At 70.4% G+C, this 19,059-nt stretch carries 15 protein-coding genes; 8 read left to right on the top strand and 7 right to left on the bottom strand.

Features of this window, described 5'->3' with window-relative positions; genetic code table 11:
* Positions 1 to 328 precede the first annotated feature (328 nt).
* The 3 genes from ACFPMG_RS11140 (at position 329) to ACFPMG_RS11150 (ending at position 3,151) form a co-directional block, all read left to right on the top strand.
* Positions 329 to 799: a DUF4398 domain-containing protein gene (locus ACFPMG_RS11140; RefSeq protein WP_376995195.1), complete on the top strand. Its 471-nt coding sequence runs from the start codon at positions 329 to 331 to the stop codon at positions 797 to 799.
* On the top strand, positions 799 to 1,569 hold the full coding sequence (locus tag ACFPMG_RS11145; protein ID WP_376995226.1) for an OmpA family protein: 771 nt from the start codon (positions 799 to 801) through the stop codon (positions 1,567 to 1,569). Before ACFPMG_RS11140 ends, ACFPMG_RS11145 begins: the two co-directional genes overlap by 1 nt.
* Positions 1,570 to 1,843: 274 nt before the next feature.
* Complete coding sequence (locus ACFPMG_RS11150) at positions 1,844 to 3,151, top strand: methyl-accepting chemotaxis protein (RefSeq protein WP_376995196.1); 1,308 nt, start codon at positions 1,844 to 1,846, stop codon at positions 3,149 to 3,151.
* 21 nt (positions 3,152 to 3,172) lie between these two features.
* On the opposite strand, the gene ACFPMG_RS11155 is transcribed toward ACFPMG_RS11150, so the two are convergent.
* On the bottom strand, positions 3,173 to 4,771 hold the full coding sequence (locus ACFPMG_RS11155; RefSeq protein WP_376995197.1) for a phospholipase D-like domain-containing protein: 1,599 nt from the start codon (positions 4,769 to 4,771) through the stop codon (positions 3,173 to 3,175).
* 314 nt (positions 4,772 to 5,085) lie between these two features.
* On the opposite strand from ACFPMG_RS11155, the gene ACFPMG_RS11160 reads away from it, so the two are divergent.
* The gene (locus tag ACFPMG_RS11160) at positions 5,086 to 5,505 is read left to right on the top strand and encodes a hypothetical protein (RefSeq protein ID WP_376995198.1); all 420 of its coding nucleotides are present in this window, start codon (positions 5,086 to 5,088) and stop codon (positions 5,503 to 5,505) included.
* Between the two features lie 58 nt (positions 5,506 to 5,563).
* Here the strand turns inward: ACFPMG_RS11160 and ACFPMG_RS11165 are convergent, their stop codons facing one another.
* The 4 genes from ACFPMG_RS11165 to ACFPMG_RS11180 all read right to left on the bottom strand — a co-directional run bounded on the left by ACFPMG_RS11165 (position 5,564) and on the right by ACFPMG_RS11180 (position 11,516).
* The gene (locus ACFPMG_RS11165; RefSeq protein ID WP_376995199.1) at positions 5,564 to 7,882 is read right to left on the bottom strand and encodes a sensor histidine kinase; all 2,319 of its coding nucleotides are present in this window, start codon (positions 7,880 to 7,882) and stop codon (positions 5,564 to 5,566) included.
* 138 nt (positions 7,883 to 8,020) lie between these two features.
* Positions 8,021 to 8,746, bottom strand: coding sequence for a gamma-glutamyl-gamma-aminobutyrate hydrolase family protein (locus ACFPMG_RS11170; protein ID WP_376995200.1), 726 nt, complete (start codon positions 8,744 to 8,746; stop codon positions 8,021 to 8,023).
* Between the two features lie 10 nt (positions 8,747 to 8,756).
* Positions 8,757 to 9,773: an amidoligase family protein gene (locus ACFPMG_RS11175; RefSeq protein ID WP_376995201.1), complete on the bottom strand. Its 1,017-nt coding sequence runs from the start codon at positions 9,771 to 9,773 to the stop codon at positions 8,757 to 8,759.
* 66 nt (positions 9,774 to 9,839) lie between these two features.
* Complete coding sequence (locus tag ACFPMG_RS11180; RefSeq protein ID WP_376995202.1) at positions 9,840 to 11,516, bottom strand: ATP-binding protein; 1,677 nt, start codon at positions 11,514 to 11,516, stop codon at positions 9,840 to 9,842.
* A gap of 622 nt (positions 11,517 to 12,138) precedes the next feature.
* Between ACFPMG_RS11180 and ACFPMG_RS11185 the strand changes: the two genes are divergently transcribed.
* Positions 12,139 to 15,111 carry a PAS domain-containing protein gene (locus tag ACFPMG_RS11185; protein ID WP_376995203.1) on the top strand — a complete coding sequence of 991 codons (2,973 nt, stop codon included), beginning with the start codon at positions 12,139 to 12,141 and terminating at the stop codon, positions 15,109 to 15,111.
* Positions 15,112 to 15,151: 40 nt separating this feature from the next.
* Here ACFPMG_RS11185 and ACFPMG_RS11190 read toward each other — a convergent pair whose 3' ends face one another.
* Complete coding sequence (locus ACFPMG_RS11190) at positions 15,152 to 15,385, bottom strand: hypothetical protein (protein WP_200775671.1); 234 nt, start codon at positions 15,383 to 15,385, stop codon at positions 15,152 to 15,154.
* A 289-nt stretch (positions 15,386 to 15,674) separates the two neighbouring features.
* Here ACFPMG_RS11190 and ACFPMG_RS11195 point away from each other — a divergent pair, with 289 nt between their 5' ends.
* From ACFPMG_RS11195 to ACFPMG_RS11205, 3 genes are all read left to right on the top strand, one after another.
* Positions 15,675 to 16,625, top strand: a complete 951-nt coding sequence (locus tag ACFPMG_RS11195; RefSeq protein WP_376995204.1) for an ABC transporter substrate-binding protein — start codon at positions 15,675 to 15,677, stop codon at positions 16,623 to 16,625.
* A gap of 147 nt (positions 16,626 to 16,772) precedes the next feature.
* Positions 16,773 to 17,561, top strand: a complete 789-nt coding sequence (locus tag ACFPMG_RS11200; RefSeq protein WP_137115478.1) for an ABC transporter permease — start codon at positions 16,773 to 16,775, stop codon at positions 17,559 to 17,561.
* Between the two features lie 9 nt (positions 17,562 to 17,570).
* The gene (locus ACFPMG_RS11205) at positions 17,571 to 18,359 is read left to right on the top strand and encodes an ABC transporter ATP-binding protein (protein WP_376995206.1); all 789 of its coding nucleotides are present in this window, start codon (positions 17,571 to 17,573) and stop codon (positions 18,357 to 18,359) included.
* A gap of 77 nt (positions 18,360 to 18,436) precedes the next feature.
* On the opposite strand, the gene ACFPMG_RS11210 is transcribed toward ACFPMG_RS11205, so the two are convergent.
* Positions 18,437 to 18,649, bottom strand: a complete 213-nt coding sequence (locus tag ACFPMG_RS11210; RefSeq protein WP_376995207.1) for a hypothetical protein — start codon at positions 18,647 to 18,649, stop codon at positions 18,437 to 18,439.
* Positions 18,650 to 19,059: the final 410 nt, after the last annotated feature.

Consider the following 19,059-nt stretch of genomic DNA (forward strand, 5'->3'; position numbering starts at 1 on the left):
CCGGGCGCCCTGTTCAACCAGAACCTCGGCACCGTCTCCAACCTCGCCGCCGGCTTCGGCAACAAGGCCCAGCAGCAGGTCACCGGCATCCAGAAGTAAGCCCCTCCCCTCTCCCCCTCCCATCCAGGCAGACCTTGCGGCCGGGGCACTCCCCCGGCCGTCTTTTTGCGCGCAAGCGGGGCGTTTCCCGGCGCGGATGCGCGGACAAGGAACCTTCCACCCGGCGGCGCGTTGGAGCGGCGAACACTCTTCCGCGGCCGTGCGCCGCGGTCATTCGGGAAGCCGCAGCATGAACCGCAACAGCATTTCGACAATGGGATGGCCCAGGGTGGGATGGAGGGCCGCGACCATCCTGTCTGCGTCGCTCGGGCTGGCCGCCTGCGCCGGCAGCGTGCCGCCGCCGACCGCCCAGCTCGGCGCGTCGGCGCAGGCCATCCAGCAAGCCGAACGGGCCGGCGCCCTCCAGCACGCCCCCGCGGAATTCCAGTCCGCCCGCGAGAAGCTGGCCGCCGCCGACGCCGCGATGCGCGAGGACGAGCGGACCCAGGCCCGCCGCCTCGCCGAGCAGGCGCAGGCCGACGCCGAACTCGCCACCGTGCGCTCGCAGCGCGCGACGGCGCAGCAGGCCGCCAGCGCCGTGCGCACGCTCGCCAACCCCAACGCCGGCCTGCCCAACGCCGGCATGCCGGGCGCTGCGGGCCGGGCGCCCGCAGCCTCCGCGGCCGCTCCCCTGGCCCCGTCGGGCATGAGCGGGACCTCGACCTGGGATTCCCCGCGCACGCTGGAGGGCACGCCGTGATGCACAGCGCAAACAAGAAGACCCGCAAGATGGGGAAAGGCCTCGCCCTGGCATCGCTCGGCGTCGTCGCCCTGTCGCTCGGCGCCTGCGCCACCCCGGACGACACGCCGGCCCTGGCCCAGGCGCGCCAGTCCTATTCCGGCGCCGCCGCCAACCCGCAGCTGGCCAGCAACGCCACTCTGGAGCTGCGCCGCGCCGAAGAGGCGCTGCAGCGCGGCGAGCGGGCGCGCAGCGACGGCAACACGGCGGAGATGGACCATCAGGCCTATCTCGCCAACCGGCAGCTCCAGATCGCCCAGGACGTGGCGGCGATGAAGGGCGCGCAGCAGGTCGTCGCCAACGCCGAGACCTACCGTCTCCAGGACCAGATCCGCGCCCTCCAGGCGGAGCGGACGGAGCGCGGTCTGGTGATGTCGCTGGGCGACGTGCTGTTCGCCACCGGCAGCGCCCGGCTGACCTCCGGCGCCGACGCGCGGCTGGGGGAACTCGCCAACTTCCTCCAGCGCAATCCGGAACGGACCGTGCGGATCGAGGGCTACACCGACACCACCGGCTCGTCGGCCACCAACCTGCGCCTGTCGGAGGAGCGGGCCATGGCGGTGCGCGACGCGCTGACCGCGCGCGGCGTCAACCCCAGCCGCATCGCCGCCCAGGGCCTGGGGTCGGCCCAGCCGGTCGCCTCCAACAGCACGGAGTCGGGACGCCAGCAGAACCGCCGCGTCGACATCGTGATCTCCGAGCCGGGCTCGGTGGCGGAGACGCGCTCCTGACGGGCCATGCTGCCATTTGACGCACATTGCGCTTGAACAAGAACGGGCGGGCCGGAAACGGCTCGCCCGCTTCGATTCCGGCCCGATTTCCGGCCGTTTTTCCCGCTCCGACTTGCCCGTCCCGCCCCACCATTGCGCCGGAAGCGCGGTCATTCGGAAAAATTGCCTCGAATGCAAGGCAAAATCAATGTTTCTTTACCTTTTAAGGTGTGTGGTTTTACGATGCGCGAACATGAGGGGACACGACGTCCTTTTGATTGCGCGGGGATTCGGAATGACCACTGGACAGGGTGACGAGGGAGCAATGCTCAGCAGGGGATTTTTGAAGGCGCAGGCTCTGCTTCTCCTCATCATCGGCCTTCCGGTGATCGTGGTGGTGGTTCTCCTCAACCCGCTGTGGAACGCCACGCTGCACCGTTTCGGCGTGCCGGAGGGGCCGGCGGCGGCGCTCGGCATGATCGTCACCATCATGGTGGTGATGGTCGTGCAATATTGGGTTCTGGAAACGCGGCGGACCATGGTCAGCTCGCTGTTCAACTTCATCCCGCACGAACATCTGACCTTCGACAGCGAGACGCTGACGACGGACGAGGCCAACCGCCTGTTCGTCACCCTGCACCGGGATTCGGAGGAGTGGCGCCGCCTGCTGCGCGACAACGGCATGGACGGCCCGCTGGACGAGTTCGGCAGCTTGTGCGCCGCCCGGCTGGCCTTCGCGCGCCGCCCCCAGGGCATCCCGCCGGAGGCGGAGCGCGCCATCGCCGAGGTGCCGCAGGCGGTCGAGCTGGCCAAGGCCCGCGTCGGCGGGGCGCTCGATCAGGCGGAGCGGGAGGTGCAGGCCTTGCGCGCCCGCCTGTCCGACACGCAGGACGCGGTGGCCGCCCTGGTCGGCTTCATCCGCGACAGCGGGGTGCAGATCGCCGGCCGCCACGACGACGCCCAGCGCCGCGCGACGGAGAACCACGCGCTTCTCGCCAGCCTTCAGGAGCATCTGGACCGCCGCCGGGCGGAGGCGACCTCCGACCTGACGCGGTTCGAGCAGATCGTCGCGGAGTCCCGCGCGCTGGAGGATTCGGTCAACGCCATCACCCGCATCATGTCCGCCACCAACATGCTGGCGCTGAACGCCGCCATCGAGGCGACGCGGGCCGGGGAGTACGGCCACGGCTTCCGCGTGGTGGCCAACGAGGTGCGCGATCTGGCCCGCCAGTCGAACGAGGCCATCCAGGTGATCCAGAAGGGCATCGACCGCATGCAGCAGGCGATCGCCCAGCAGATTGCCGGGCAGGACGCCCAGGCCAAGGTGGCCGCCGAGCACGCGCTGCTGTCCGATCTGGCCGATCGCCTGCAAAGCCTCAGCGCCGGCCAGCAGGACGTTGCCGGGCACGAGCGGCACTTGATGGGCGAGCTGGACCGGCTGGGCGATTCCCTGGCCGATACGCTGGCCGGTTTCGCCGGGGACCTGCGCGTTCCCGAGGGGCTGCGGCGGGAGCTGGACGCGATCAGTGGCGGGCTGGCCCGGCTGAACGGTCTGGAGGAGGATCTGCGCAGCCTGTCCGGCGTCCGGAAGCGCGCCGCCTGACCGACCTGCGCGCCGCGCCGCTCAGCGGTCGCCGCGCTCGGTCTCGACCATCGCCCGCGCGACGGCGTAGGCCCCGGCGATCGCCCCCGCGGTGAACAGGGCCGCCCCCACCGCGCGGGTCAGGGAGCGGGCCGGCGCCGGGGCCGGGGGCATGCGCCTCCACACGGCCCAGGCCTCCTCCGGACGGTCAGGATCGGCGATGCGCAGGGCGGCGAAGGCCTGCTCGGTCAGGCCGGGGTCGGTGTCGGGCAACGGCGCCAACCGGCGTCCGGACGGCTTGTTCAGCCGGTCGATGGCGGCCACTAGACTGCCCGAGGCGCGGACGGCGGCGGTCATCTCCGACGGGTCGACACCCATATGCTCGGCCAGCAGGCGGTTGCGCACCGCGGCGATGGCGTTGCCGGTGCTGCGGTTGGCGTCGCTGCGGTCGCCCGGCGGCGCCTCCACCGCCAGATCGCATTCCGTGTCGTAGCCCATGGAGCGGTTGTTCAGGTTGCTCGACCCGATGCGCAGCAGCCGGTCATCCACCACCATCAGCTTGGAATGCACGACGATGCCGTTGCCGCCCTCGGTCAGCGGGGTCATGGCGCGCAGACGCCCATGGCGGTCGGCGGCGCGCAGCTCCTGAAGCACCACGCCGCGCGGCGTGTCCATCGCCATGCGGTCGAACCAGCTCGGGCTTTCCATGGGGACGACGACCACCACCTCCGGCCCGTCGGGCTCGCGCAGCCGCCGGGCCAGCGCCTCGGCCACCCGGAAGGAGGCGAAATACTGGTTCTCCAGATAGATGCTGTGGCGCGCCTCGGCGATGGCGGCGAAGGTCAGCGCCTCGTTCTCGCGGACCGGACGGCCGACCAGACAGTCGGGAAGCGTGCGGGCGATGCCCACCGCCGTGTCGGTGATCAGCGGGTGCAGCCCCTCCGGCCAGGGGTCGGCGGCGCCCGCCAGAAAGCCTTCCGGCGGCGGGGGCGGCAGGGCCTGCCCCGTGGCGTGGCTCCAGCGCTCGCGCGCCATCAGCCCCAGCGCGCGGGCGGCGGGGCCGTCCACCGCCATCATCACGTCGTGGCGCGGGGCGTGAAGCTCCCCGGTCGGCCAGCGGCGGCGCGGGTCGTTGTCCAAATGCTCCGGCGTGTCCCAGCGGTCGCCGGCCAGATCGATGCCGCCGCAGAAGGCCAGCGCGTCGTCGACCACCACCAGCTTCTGGTGCTGCGCCGCGCCCACCGGCAGGGCGTCGTCCAGCTCCAGCGTCAGCCGCGGGCCGGTGCGCCGGTTCAGCCGCTCCAGCGGCCCATGCGGGTGCTCCAGCGAGATGGGAAACGGCATGTCCCACTTCAGCGCGTGGATCTGCAGCGACGGGTGGTGGCGGATCAGGCGGGCGAGGAAATCGCCCAGCGTTTCCGGGTCGTGGGGGTCGAGGCGCATCCGCGGATCGATGTCCCAGCCCAGCAGGATCACCGAGCGCCGCGCCCGCAGCAGGGCGGCACGCACCGCCGCGAAGAAGGCAGCGCCGTCGACCAGCACGGCCACCCGGTCCGCCCGCTCGGTCCGCCAGCAGGTGGCGCCGGGGCGCAGGATGGGCCGCGCCCCGGTAAGGTCAGCCGCATCCCGATGTTCGCTCATTCCTGCCTCGATGTGCCGTAGCGGTGCTTGCGTCAACTCTTTTGACGGCGGCCTGTTCCGCAAGGCGCCCGGCTGCTCCGGAATCGCCCGGCGCCCGCTTCTGGATGGGGGCGGATGGAAAGCACGCGCGGCGGGCGGTTCGCCAAAAGATCGGCAACGGATCGGAGTGATCCGTCCGTTTTTGCCGCAACGATGCGCCGGGGCTCCTGTTGGGGTTGTCGAATGGGGGACGGGCGCGCCGCAAAGCGCCGGACCGAACCCCCGCCAGGAGGGCGCCCGGCCAAAGGGCGCCGCCACCAGATGGAGAGATGAGGATGCGTACCGTTTTGATCGCCGCCGCGTCGGCCCTCGCCCTGATGGCCGGCTCCGCCGTCGCCCAGTCGGGTGGCACCGCGGTGAGCCCGACCGTTCCCAGCACCACGACCTCGCCGTCCACCGGCCTGAGCACCTCCGGCCCGGGCTCCACCCCGGGCAGCGTCACCACGCCGGGCACCGCCGGCTCGACCGGCACCATGAACACGCCGGGGACCACCGTGCCCGGTTCGTCGGGCAGCACCATGGGCAACGGCACCATGGGCAGCGGCTCGTCGGGCGGCACGTGGCAGGGCCAGACCACGGTACCGTCGGGTATGGGCAGCGCCACCAGCAGCAACCCGGCCCGCGACAACCAGACCGCAACCGGCACCCACTGTCCGCCGGGCACCCCGAACTGCGGCCCGGACGGCAGCAAGTAACGGCTTCGAGGTTTGCAGCGAAGGGCGCGCCGGAACCTCCGGCGCGCCTTTTTTCGTTTCAGACCGCGGGCTCCGGCCTGATCGCAGCCGGTTCGCCGGCGTCCGCCACGGGAGGGGCCTCGATGGGAAAGCGCAAGACGAAGCAGGTGCCTCCACTCTCCTGGCCGCCCTCCCGGCTGTCCACCCGGATGCTGCCGCGCAGGCGGGTGGTCACGATGTTGTAGACGATGTGCAGGCCGAGCCCGCTTCCCCCCTCGCCTCGCCGCGTCGTGAAGAAGGGGTCGAAGACGCGCCCCAGATGGGCGGCGGCAATGCCGCAGCCGTCGTCGCAGAAGCGCAGCTCGACCTCCTGCGGGTTGGGGCGGGTCGCGGCGACGGTCAGCGTGCCGGCCCGCCCGTCCGGATAGGCGTGGATCACCGCGTTCATCGTCAGGTTGGTCAGGACCTGGAACAGCGCGCCGGGATAGCTGTCCACCGACAGGCCGGCCGGACAGTCCACCACCACCCGGTGGGGAGTCTGCTTCAGCCGCGGGCGCAGGCTGGTCAGCACGTCGTCCAGATAGGCCGCCAGATCGACGCGGCGCCGCTCCTCGCTGGTCTGGTCCACGGCGGTCTGCTTGAAGCTCTGGATCAGTTCGGCGGCGCGGTTCAGGTTGCTCTCGATCAGCCGGCAGGCCTCCCCCGCGGTGGTCAGATAGCCGGTGAAATCGGCGCGGCGCAGCGTGTTGGCCTCGACCCCGCGAACCACCTTGCGGGTCTGGTCGGCCAGATGGGTGATGCCGGTCAGGGCGATTCCCACCGGCGTGTTCACCTCGTGCGCCACCCCCGCCACCATCCCTCCGAGCGAGGCCATCTTCTCCGCCTGGATCAGGTGGGCCTGGGTGTCGCGCAGGTCGGCCAGGGCGCCCTCGGCGCGCTGCTTGGCGGCCTCCGTCTCCTCCTCCGACCGCTTGCGCAGGGTGATGTCGTTGACGGCAATGAGGATGGCCGGCTCGTCCACGTCCTGGATCTCCACCGCGGAGATCATCGCCCAGAAGGGCCGCCCCCCGGCGGTGCGCATCTCCATCTCCAGGTCGCTCGCCGCCCCCTTTTCGGCCACCAGACTGGACAGGCGGGCGGCGTCGGACGGGTAAACGAAGAAGCGCGTGTTGCGCGTCAGTGCCAGCCGCGCCCCCTCGGTGCCGAACAGCGCCTCGGCCTGCGGGTTGGCGAACAGGACGGCATCGTCCGACCGCCGGGCGATCACGATGGGAAAGGGCGAGGCTGCAAGAATCGCGCGCATCCGCTCCTCCCCCGCCTTCAGCGCCTCGGCGTAGGCATGGGTCTCCACCAGCGCCGTGCCGAACCGCTCCACGCTGGTGGAGATGGCCTGAAGCTCGGCGAAGAGGGCGGGCGGCAGGCGGACGGTCCGGCGCTCCTTCTGCACCATGGCCAGCGCCTGCGAGGCGCGGCGGATCGGACGGACCACATGGACGCGCAACAGCACGTAGAGCACCGTCTGCACCGCCGAGGCGATGCCCAGCCCGATCAGCACGATCCACAGGCCGCTGCGCGCCTGATCGGTCAGGGTGTCGGCGATGCGCCGGGTGTTGGTCGCGGCGGCGTCGGTCAGGCTGCCGCTGAGGTCGTTCAGCACGCCGTGGGCGATCTCCGTCTCCAGCCCCATCAGCCCCGCTTCCGACAGGATGGTCCGGCGCAGGGTGAACAGCGCGCCCAGCCCGTCGAGGTCGCGCGCGGTGCGGGCCAGCGGCGCCCGCTCCCCCGGCTCCAGCGGGATCAGCGCGTTCACCACCGCGGCGGCGTGCTCGTGGAAGCGGGCGACTTCCCCGGCGAGCTGCTCCGTGTCGGTCGCGATCAGGCCGGCGGCCAGCGCTTCCAGCGCGCGGTGGTAGGGTACCTGCACCGCCAGGGGGGCGCCGGAGCGCAACAGGCTCAGAAACGCCTCATCCCCCTTTCGCTGCAGGGCGATGGCCTGGGCCGCCAGGGCGTCGATGGCATCGGCCCGTTCCGCCGTGCGGCGCACCGCCTGGATGGCCTGTTCGAGCCGTTGCAGCAGCTCCGGGGCCGCCGCGTCCGCCGCGAAGCGCTGCGACACGCCCTCCACCTCGGCCAGGGCGCCGGCGCGCTCCTCCGGCGAGCGGGAGCGCAGGACGGCCTCGGCGAGCTGGCCCATGCGGGCGGCGAAGACGGCGTACTGGTGCTGACGGGTGATCTGGGGAACGATGGCGCGGTCCGCCTCCTCCGCGAGGTCGAGCACCCGGACGAAGGCGCCGCCCACCCCGAGGGTCAGACCGGCCATCAGAAACGCCGTGGCCAGCGCGGTGATCATCGTCACCGTGTGCAGCCGCAGCCGCCGGCCCGCCTGTTTCTCCGTCACGCCCTTGCCCCTCCGCCGTTGCGGCGGCCCGATCGCCAAGCCCGATCATTCGGCCCGATCGTTAGGATAACCGCTTCCGCGCGCGAGGGAAATGGTGGCACAACGAACAGTTAAGGGCGAACAGTTAAGGGCGAACAGTTAAGGGGGCGCCTGCAGGGTGGCGGCGTCCTCCAGGCTGGCGGTTCCGGCGGCGGTGGCGGCCAGGGTGCGGAACAGCGCCTGCTGGCGTTGGTCGGCGACCAGATATTCGGGATGCCACTGCACCCCGATCAGGAAGGGATGGTGGACCGCCTCGATGCCCTGGACGATCCCCACCGTCTCGCGCGCCACCACGCGCAGGCCGTCGCCCAGCCGGTCCACCGCCTGATGGTGCAGCGCGTTCACCCGGCATTCGGCGATCCCCAGGATGCGGTAGAGATGGCTGCGCGGGTCGATGCGGATGCGCTTGCGCGGCAGGACGGTGCGCAGGCGCGGCGCCTCCTCGTACACTTCGTGGATGTCGGTGAGCAGGGAGCCGCCGCGGTGCACGTTGATCATCTGCGAGCCCCGGCAGATGCCCAGCACCGGAAGCCGCCGCGCCGCCGCGCCGTCCAGCGCGCACAGTTCCAGCCGGTCGCGCTCCGGGTCGATGCGCATCTTCGGGCGGGCCATCTCGCCGTAGAGCGCGGCGTCGATGTCGTCGCCCCCGCCGACCACCAGCCCGTCCAGCCGCTCGATGGGAAAGGGGTCGCGCGCGGTGATGCGCACCGCCCGCGCCCCGGCGCGGCGCAGCGCCAGACGGTTCGCCCACCAGGCGATGCGGCTGCCATGCACCGACGCGGTGACTCCGATCAGGGGGCGTTCCCTTGCGATGAAGGCGGCCATGTCGCCCCCGTCAGACGGTGAGACGCCGGCCCGCCTCGGCGGCCCAGCCGTCCAGCGCCTTGCGCGCGGCGAAGGCGCGGAAGTCCGCGCCCAGCGCGTCGAGCCGGTCGCGGTCCGCCGCCAACTCCTCCACCGCCACCCAGCGGTTCCAGTCCTGGGCCAGGCTCCAGTCCGGGTCGCCCAGACGGGCGTTCGGCAGGCGGTAATGAAAGGTCGGGCGGGGCCGCACATGCGGGTCGGCCAGCTTGGCCGCCATCGTCTCCGGGGCGAGATGGGCGAACAGCGGGAACAGGTCCAGCTCGCGGTTGCGCGTCGGATTGGCCTCCAGATAGTCGCCGATCAACCCGTCGAGATCGGGACGGTAGGCGGGATCGACCACTTTCACCGCGTAATCCACCGGAAAGGCGGCGATGAAGCCGGTCAGGCGCCGGGTCGGGTCGACGCGGATCTCGCGGCGCAGCCAGGGTGCCAGCAGCAGGAAGGCCTTCAGGTGGTCCAGCACATACGCGCCGTCGGTGCGCGCCACCTGTGGATTCAGGTGCAGGCCGAAGGCGAACAGCGGGCTGGCGTCCGTGCCGGCGGCCCCCTGGGCGCTCAAAGCGGCGAACAGGGGCTCCAGCTCGGCCAGCCGCTCGATGGGGATGGGCGGGGCGGCGATCTCGAACGGCATGACGAGGCTGCCGATGTTGCCCCACCAGGGCCGCAGCGCCTCCACCACGCCGTCCACCGCCTTGCCCAGAGGGCCGGGCTCCCCCGTCTCCGCCTTGCCAGCTCCCGCCTTGCCGGCCCCCGCCTTGCCGGGATGCGCGGAGCGCATGTCCAATTCCACCGTGAAGTCGCCCAGCCGCGTGCCGGTCACCCGGCAGCGGTGCGGACTCTCCGGTTCCAGCGCGCCCCCGTACAGGTTGCGCACCACCGCCGCCGCCGACGGGGCGTCAAGATTGGCGAACTCGACCTCCACGCCGACCGTGCGCGGGGCGCCGTCCGTCGTGGTGGAATGGGGGGGCGTGCGGAATGAGGTGTTCATGGCGCCCGTTCAACACGGCGCGCGGCACGGCGGTTCCCGCGCTGCCGCGTCCGCCCCCGGACCGGTTCAGCCAGGGGGTTCGCCCACCGCCGCCCGCGGCAGATAGAGCGTGACGGTGGTGCCGGCCCCGACCGTGCTGGTCACCGTGACCGTCCCGCCCGATTGCCGGGCGAAGCCGAAGACCTGGCTGAGGCCCAGCCCGGTCCCCTTCCCTTCCGGCTTGGTGGTGAAGAAGGGTTCGAAGATGCGGCGCAGATGCTCCGGCGGAATGCCGGTTCCGGTGTCGCGGACGGCCAGCGCCACGAAATCGCCGGTCAGGCCGGTGTCGTCGCCCCGCCGCCCCGGCAGGGCGCGGTTTTGCGCCATGACGGTCAGCGTGCCACCGTCCGGCATGGCGTCGCGCGCGTTCACCGCCAGATTGAGCAGCGCCACCTCCATGGCGTCCGGATCGGCGATGATGGGCCAGAGGTCGTCCGGAACGATCAGGGCGGTGTCCACCGCGCTGCCGGCGGAACGCGCCAGCAGGGCTTCCAGCGCCGCCTTGCGGTCCTGAAGGCGGAAGGGCACCGGTTCGTAGACGCTGCGTCGGCCGAAGGCGGCCATCTGCCGCATCAGCGCCTGCCCGCGCGCCACCGCACCCTCGATCTCGGGCAGCACGCGGGCAATGCGCTCCGGGTCGTTGGGACGGCTGCGGATGGCGGCGATGCCGCTCATCACGACGGTCAGCAGATTGGCGATGTCGTGGGTGACGCCGCCGGTCATGCGGCCCAGGGCCTCCAGCCGCAGGCTTTCCTCCCGCGCCGCCTCCTGGCGGCGGCGCAGCCGCAATTCGCGAACGAGGAGCCACAGGAAGGCGCCGGCCATCGTCAGGCTGACCAGCCCTCCCACCCCGGCCAGCCACAGGGCGTTGGAGACCGGCGCCCGATAGGCGTCCTGCGGGATCGCGAAGTGAACCGACCACCCGTAATCGGGCAATGTGCGGAAGGCGACCACCGTCGGTGTGCCCTCCAGGCTCATACCATCATAGACGCCGCTGTCGGCGGTGCGGCGGGCGCGGACCGCGTTTTCGCTGGCGTGGCGCCCGATCAGGTCCGGGTCGCCGCCGGCCCGCGCCACCAGATGTCCGCCGGCGTCGATGACCGCGGCGATCCAGCCCGGCGGCAGGCTGTTGCCGAACAGCAGGCTTTGGAATCCCTCGGGCATCACCACCGCCGACAGGACGGCGACCGGCGCGCCGTTGCGCGTCACCGGAACGCGGATGGGGAAGGCGTAGCCGCCGCGCGGGCCGCGCAGGATCGTGCCGACCGCCGGCTGGCCCGTCTCCACCACGCGCCGGTGGCTGTCCATGTCCAGCACCCTGCCCCTGACACCGCCCACCAGGAAGGGGGCGTCGACCAGCCGGTTCCCTTCGAGATCGCTGAGGACGATGGTCGACCACAGGGGAAGAGCGCCCTGCACGCGCTCGGCGTATTCGAAGAAGGCCACGGCGTCGATCTCGCGGCCCGCGGCCAGACCGTCCAGCAGGGGTGACGCCGCCACCGCCCTCAGCGCGTCCATCTGCGCGGACAGCTCGCGGTCCACCAGGGCCGACAGCCGGTCCACCAGCGCGACGGCCTTGACCTCCATCGCGCTCTGCTGCCCCCGCAGCCAGGCGCCGCCGAGACCCGCGGACAGGACAACCAACGGCAGCAACGCGGCCAGCACCAGAAGGACCAGCGGACGATGGTGGGGCTTCGACGGCAAGCGGATATTCCGGAACGGCGGGGCGTGCACTGTAGCACGCTCCCCCTCCGCTGGAAGCGGGCGATCCGGCCCGGGAGCGCCATACACCTGAAATTACCAATGACTGCGCTGTGGAGGAAGCTCTACCCAGGATTGTTCATCACGGATCGGTCGAGGAGAATTGTTCAAGGGATGCCGCACGGGAGCCGCCACCGACGTCCATACAACACGTCACCCGCAACCCGTTCCGTGCAGGCCGGACTTCGTCTGCGCGGCAGTGGACCGCACAGGACGCAGAGATGCCGACCGCCGTCGCCGGGTCCCCGGAGCGGCTGATGTCTGGCCGGATCAACAGGCTCTCGCGTCGCCCCGTCCACCCGCCGATCGAAAGGGGTGAGAATTACCTCCTTCGATAAAAGGAAATCCAAAAATTTTAGGAGAAATGCGAAAGCAAACCTCCAGCGCTCCACCCCGCCTACCCCTTTATTGTCAGAAAAAATCCTGCAGGTTGCTGATCTGTAAGAAAATAAATCCAGCACATTAACTACGATTTAACCATACAAAGGTTATTCAGAACACAGGCGAAACGATAGCGGACTTTTGGTTTCGGCCGCTTCCCCGCCCGATGGGAGCCTGTGACACGATGACCTTGCTGGCCCGCCTTTTCCTGCTGGTGCTTCTGGCCGTCCTGCCGGCCCTGGGCATCCAGGCCTACAGCGTGTTCCAGTTCCGTGCGGAGCGTGCCGAGGAAGTCGCGGCCCAGGCCGAGCGGCTGCTGCATCTGGTCGAAGGGGAGCAGGCGCGGATCGTCGACGGCGCGCGTCTGATGGTCACCTCCATCGCCGAGTCGGCTGCCCTGCGGTCCGGCGATTACGCCCAGTGCCAAGCCCACCTGATCCGGCTCGCCCAACGCGCCCCCGAATACCGCAACCTCTCCGTTCTCGACCGCGACGGCACCCTGCTGTGCAGCGCCACGCCCGACCGCGCCTCCGCTGTCGCCAATCATACCAATGCTCAGCGTCCCTATGTCCGCCGCGCGCTGGAGGAGGGCCGCTTCGTCGTCGGCGAATGGACGACCCCCGGTCCGGCGGCGGAGCCCGGCACCGCCATGCTGCCCTTCGCGGTTCCCTTCCGCGACGAGGCCGGCGCGGTTGCCGGCGTGGTGACGCTCGGCATCGACCTGCCTTGGCTGGCCACCAACTTCGCCGCGCGCCCCCTGCCCGAGAACGCCAGCCTTCTGGTCACCGACCGCAACGGCACCATTCTGGTCAAGCTGCCCAACGGCATCGCCCAGCGCGGCGAGCGCGTGCCGCAGCCCTATCTGGACCTGCTGGGCGAAAGGCGCGGCGGCGTCACCACCCTGCCGGGGATGGACGGGGTGGCGCGGGTGCTGGCCTATTCGCCGTCCCACCAGGGCACGCGCGACCTGTTCATCAGCGTCGGGCTCGACCACACCGCCGTGGCCGGCACCATCGATCGCGCCACCCGCCAAGGCCTGCTGATGACGCTGACCGGGCTGCTGGTCGCCATCCTGGCCGCCTGGATCGGCGGCACCCTGTTCATCCGCCGCCCGGTGGAGGCACTGATCCGCGCCACCCAGGGGTGGAGCGCCGGCAATTCCAGCGCCCGCGCCGGTCTGGTGGACCGCAAGTCGGAGATCGGCCAGCTCGGCCGCGCCTTCGACGCCATGGCCGAAACGCTGGAGGCCCGCGAGCGCGCGCTCCGCGGCTCGGAGGAGCATCTGCGCGCCGTGCTGGACGCCCTGCCAACCTTCGTCGGCGTGCTGAGCCCGGCGGGCGACGTGCTCCAGGTCAACCAGACCGCTGTCCAGGCCGCCGGCCTGCCGGTCGAGCAGATCGTTGGCCACCCCTTCCACGAGGCCTGCCGGCGGGCCTTCGCCGGCGCCGCGGGCGACCGCCTGCGCGCGGCGGTGGAACGCGCTGCCTACGGCGACTCCGCACGCTTCGACTCGCCGGTGCGCATCGCCGGGGACCGCGCGGCGATCATGGAGATGCGGGTCACCCCGATGCGCGGCCCCGACGGCCTGATCACCCACCTGATCGTCTCGGGCATCGACATCACCGAGCGCAAGTCCACCGAGGAGGCGTTGCGCGTCGCCAGCGAGCGCTTCCGCACGGCGCTGCGCAACTCCGGCGTCGTGGTGTTCAACCAGGATTGCGCCCTGCGCTACACCTGGATGCACAACCCGGCGCTTGGCTTCACGGCGGAGCACGTCGTGGGCAAGACCGACGCCGAGGTGTTCGAGGACGCCGCCGACGCCGAAGCCCTGACCGCCATCAAGCGCCGCGCGCTGGAGACCGGCGAGGGCGTGCGCGAGGAGGTCCGCATCCGCCACGCCGGGCAGGATCATTTCTACGACATGACCATCGACCCGCTGCGCGGCCCGGACGGCGCGCTGGCCGGCATCACCTGCGCCGCCGTCGACGTGACCGGCCGCAAGCAGGCCGAGGCCGACCTGCTCCGCGCGCGGGAGGAGGCGGAGCACGCCGCCGCCGGCAAGTCCAAGTTCCTGGCCGTCGCCAGCCACGACCTGCGCCAGCCCGTGCAGTCGCTGTACCTCTTCGCCGCGGCGCTGGGCGACCGCCTGCAGGGGCACCCCAGCCTGCCGCTGCTCGACAACATGCGTCAGGCGCTGGACACGCTGAAGGGTCTGCTCGACGGGCTGCTCGACATGTCGCGGCTGGAGTCCGGCAAGATCGCCGCCAACCCGGTGGAGGTCCGGCTGGGCCAGGTCCTCGGCCGTCTGGTCGCCGAATACGCGCCGCGCGCCGCCCAGAAGGGGCTGGAGCTGCGCGCCGTGCCGACGCGGGCCTGGGTGCGCACCGACCCGTCGCATCTGGAGCGCATTCTGCGCAACCTGATCGAGAACGCGCTGCGCTACACCCGCCAGGGCCGCATCCTAATCGGCTGCCGCCGCAGCGGGCCGGACCGGCTGCGCGTCGAGGTGTGGGACAGCGGCGTCGGCATCCCCGCCGACCGGCTGGAGGACATCTTCGAGGAGTTCACCCAGATCCAGGGCAGCGGCGACCGCGGGCTGGGCCTCGGCCTCGCCATCGTCAAGCGCCTGTCGAAGCTGCTCGACCACCGCGTCCGCGTGCGCTCGAAGGAGGGGATCGGCTCCGTCTTCTCGGTGGAGATGCCGCGCGTCGTCGTGGAGAGGCCCCGCGCCGCCGTCCCGCCGCCCGCCATGGACCTGTTCCGGCAGGCCGCCAACGACTGCGCGACCAAGGGGATGGTGCTGGTCATCGACGACGAGGCGATCATCCTGCTCGGCCTGAAGGCGATGCTGGAGGGCTGGGGCTACAGCGTGCTGACCGCGCGGTCGGGCGATCAGGCGCTGGAACGGCTGCGCGCCGACGGGCGCCGCCCGCAGATCGTGCTGGCGGATTACCAACTCCAGCAGGGGCGGACCGGGCCGGAAGCTCTGGCCGCGGTGCAGGGTCTGGTCGGCAAGGACGTGCCGGGCATCATCCTGACCGGCGACACCGCCCCGGAACGGCTGGACGAGGCCCGCCGCAACGGTTTCAGCATCCTGCACAAGCCGGTCTTCCCCAATGACCTGCGCAAGATGATGGCGAATGCCGGGGCGGCGTAAACGGGCCGGGGCGGCGTAAACGGAAGGAAAGCGTGCGGCGTCAGCGCCGCCGCACGATCCGCCGCCACAGCGGCACCGGGCGCTCCTCGGCGGCCTTCTCGGCCAGCCACTGGTCGGCCAACTCGCGCACCTGCCAGCCGCCCAGGTAACGGTCGCAGTCGATGGCGCTGTACAGCCGCACCTTATCCCGGCCGAGTCGTTCGAAATAGTCCAGCGTGCGCTGGCGGTCCGTCGCGTTCATCGGTGGGTTCGTCGGCGGCTTCATCGGGTCCATGGAGCGCATCCTGTCCGGCCTCCCCTCTGTGGTGCCCAAAAGAACGGCATACACCCGTCGCGGTTTGTTCAGTTGGTATATGGATTGGGCACGCAAGCATCCCAATAAGCCTTTGGTTGCAAGAGCTTCCCTCCGGCCCTTCCGACGAAGGTCAGGCTTGCGCGGCCGCGGCCGCCCGTCCCTTCCCACCCGCCCCGCGGGCGTGCACAATGCGGCACACGGATGCGTGGGCGGCGGGCCGCCGCCCGGCGCGATCAAAAGACACCTTCATAACCGGGAGCGGGGGATCATGAGGAAGACGTCGTGGATGGCCGGAGCCCTGGCGGCGGCCGTCGCCGGGCTGTGCGCGGTTTCGGCCTCGGCGCAGACCAAGGTGACCGTGGCGATGAGCGGCTGGACCGGCTTCGCGCCGATCACGCTGGCCAAGGAAACCGGCATCTTCAAGAAGAACGGCATCGAGGTCGAGATCAAGAAGATGCCGACCTCCAACCGCCACCAGGCGATGGCGGCGGGCGAGGTGCAGGCGATCACCACCACGGTGGACACGCACCTGCTCTACGCCTCCTCCGGTGTGGACGTGACCCAGGTGCTGGTGCTCGACAGCTCGCACGGCGGCGACGGCATCGTCGTGCGCGACGCGGTCAACAGCCTCGCCGACCTGAAGGGCAAGCAGGTGGCCGTGCAGTATGGCGGCGTGCCGCAGTTCTGGCTGGCCTATGTGCTGAAGAAGAACGGGTTGTCGATCGGCGAGGTGCAGACCGTCAACCTCCAGCCGTCCGACGCCGCCAACGCCTTCGTCGCCGGCCAGTTCGACGCCGCCGTGACCTATGAGCCGTACCTGTCCAAGGTGCGCGAGGCCAACGGCAAGATCATCGTCACGTCGGACCAGACGCCGGGCGTCATCATCGACACGCTGGCCTTCCAGCCCGACTACATCCAGAAGAACCCGAAGGTCGTGAAAGCCTTCGTCGACAGCTGGTTCGAGGCGCTGGACGCGATCAAGCAGGACGAGAAGAAGGCCTTCGAGATCATGGCCCGCGACGTCAACCAGACGCCGGAACAGTTCGCCACCTCCGCCAAGACCGTGCTCTGGTACGACAAGGCCGGCAACGTCGAGTATCTGACCAAGACCATGCCGACCTTCATCAAGGAGGTCCAGGACGTGATGCTGGAGGCCAAGCTGATCCGTAAGGCCCCGCCGAGCCTGGACAGCATGACCGACGCGTCCTTCGTGAAGTAAGGCGGTACGTTTCTGCTGCCGTTGCCCCCTCCCTAACCCTCCCCCGCTGCGCAGGGGAGGGAATCAAGCCCCCTTCCCTGCGACAGCGGGGGAGGGCCGGGGTGGGGGCAAGTGCCTCCAATACACCGACAACGGTCCACCAATCCCATGTCCCCCCTCTTCACTCCGCTGAAGCCGGTCGCTCCGGCGCTGCGCACGGTGCTGGGCATCGCCTGCTTCGTGCTGTTCTTCCTGGGCTGGGGCATCGCCACCTACGGCGGCTTCGTGAAGCCGCTGTTCCTGGCCTCGCCCGGCGACACGCTGACGGCGGGCATCGCGCTGTTCCGGGAGTTCGGCTTCGCCGAGGACATCGCCGTCACGGTCTGGCGCGTCTTCGCCGGCTTCGCCATGGCCGCCGCCCTGGCGGTGCCGCTGGGCATCCTGATGGGAGCCTTCAAGCCGGTGGAGGCCTTCTTCGAGGCCTTCGTATCCTTCGCCCGCTACCTGCCGGCCTCGGCCTTCATCCCGCTGCTGATCCTGTGGGCGGGCGTCGGCGAGTTGCAGAAGATCCTCGTCATCTTCATCGGCTCGGTCTTCCAACTCGTCATCATGGTGACGGTCATCGTGTCGGGCATCCGCAGCGATCTGGTGGAGGCCGCCTACACGCTGGGCGCCAAGCGCGACGGCGTGGTGCTGCGCGTGCTGCTGCCCGCCGCCTCGCCGCAGATCTTCGAGGCGCTGCGCCTCGTGCTCGGCTGGGCCTGGACCTACGTGATCGTGGCGGAGCTGGTGGGCGCGTCGCGCGGCATCGGCCACATGATCATCGACGCCCAGCGCTTCCTCGACACCGGGCAGATGATCTTCGGCATCTTCATCATCGGCGTGATCGGCCTGATCACCGACCTGCTGTTCCGGGCGCTCAACGCCCGTCTCTTCCCGTGGGCCAAAGGACGATAAGCGCCGGCCATGAGCAAGCTGTCCATCCGCAACGTCGAGAAGACCTTCCCCGGCCGCAACAGCACGGCGCCGACCCGCGCGCTGGTGCCGACGAGCCTGGAGGTCGCCGACAACGACTTCATCACCATCCTGGGACCGTCGGGCTGCGGCAAGTCCACGCTGCTGCGCATCGTCGCCGGGCTGGAGACGCCGAGCGCCGGCGAGGTGCTGCTGGAGGGCAAGGCGGTGTCCGGCCCCGGCCCCGACCGCGGCATGGTCTTCCAGTCCTACACGCTGTTCCCCTGGCTGACCGTGCGCGACAACGTCTGCTTCGGCCTGCGCGAGCGCGGCCTGCCGCGGGCGGAGCAGTTGGCGATCGCCGACCGCTTCCTGGCCCAGGTCGGGCTGAAGGGCTTCGAGAACCACCACCCCGCCCAGCTCTCCGGCGGCATGCAGCAGCGCACGGCGCTGGCCCGCGCGCTGGCCAACGACCCGAAGATGCTGCTGCTCGACGAGCCCTTCGGCGCGCTGGACCACCAGACGCGCGAGCTGATGCAGGAGCTGCTGCTGGGCATCTGGGAGGCCGACCGCAAGACGGTGATGTTCGTCACCCACGACATCGACGAGGCCATCTTCATGGCCAGCCGCGTGGTGGTGATGTCGGCCCGCCCCGGCCGCATCAAGTGCGACATCCCGATCGAGCTGCCCCACCCCCGCTCCTACAAGGTCAAGACGACCCCGGAATTCGCCGCCTACAAAGAGCGGCTGACCGAGGAGATCCGCGTCGAGACCATCAAGGCCGTGACCATGGAGCGCTGACCGGCGTTCCCATCCGGACCGGACCATGCGAAGGAGCGGCGCTCGCGGGGGCCGCTCCTTCTTTTTTCACCACCGCATCAGAGCTGGCGACCCGTGTCCATGACCAGATCGGACAGGGCGACACCGGCGCGCTCGGCGTCCGACGCGAGGGAGCGCGGGCAGCTCCAGTGCAGCCGCCCATCAATTTCAAGCATCCGGCCATGGCGCTTCACCACCCACACCCCGGTGGTCGCCAAGCGGATGACACGGGCCAGCGGCTCCCCGCTGAAGCCTGGATGAACCGGAGACATGGGTTGGGCAGCCGCGGGGACGGCCGCCGGAACCGCTGGATGGATCGCCGCATCCGAGCGCTCGTAGGCCGGCGCGCAAGGATGGGCGCTGACCGGCTGCAACGGGTGCCGTTCACGGCGGTCACTCGGGCGGCTCGCCGGGAGAGTGGCAGGCCCCTGCGGTCTGGAAAGATGCAGCATGGTGGGCATCCTGGGACGTTTCCGATGAGCCTGCGTCCTCGATGTCGCGCAGGTCGTTAGGACACTGAACCTTCCACGCACCCTGAATGAAGTAAAGAGGAAACGCCCCCGAATCCGTGCAGCCTTTCGACGCGGGAGAATGGTAAAAAAGTAATAACCAGATTATTTATATAGTTATTGGCTGTTAGCCAAGCACCGCCATCCTGGCTTTGCAGAGCACTCCCGAATTC

The organism is Azospirillum himalayense (genome assembly GCF_042657465.1).
Lineage (GTDB): Bacteria > Pseudomonadota > Alphaproteobacteria > Azospirillales > Azospirillaceae > Azospirillum > Azospirillum himalayense.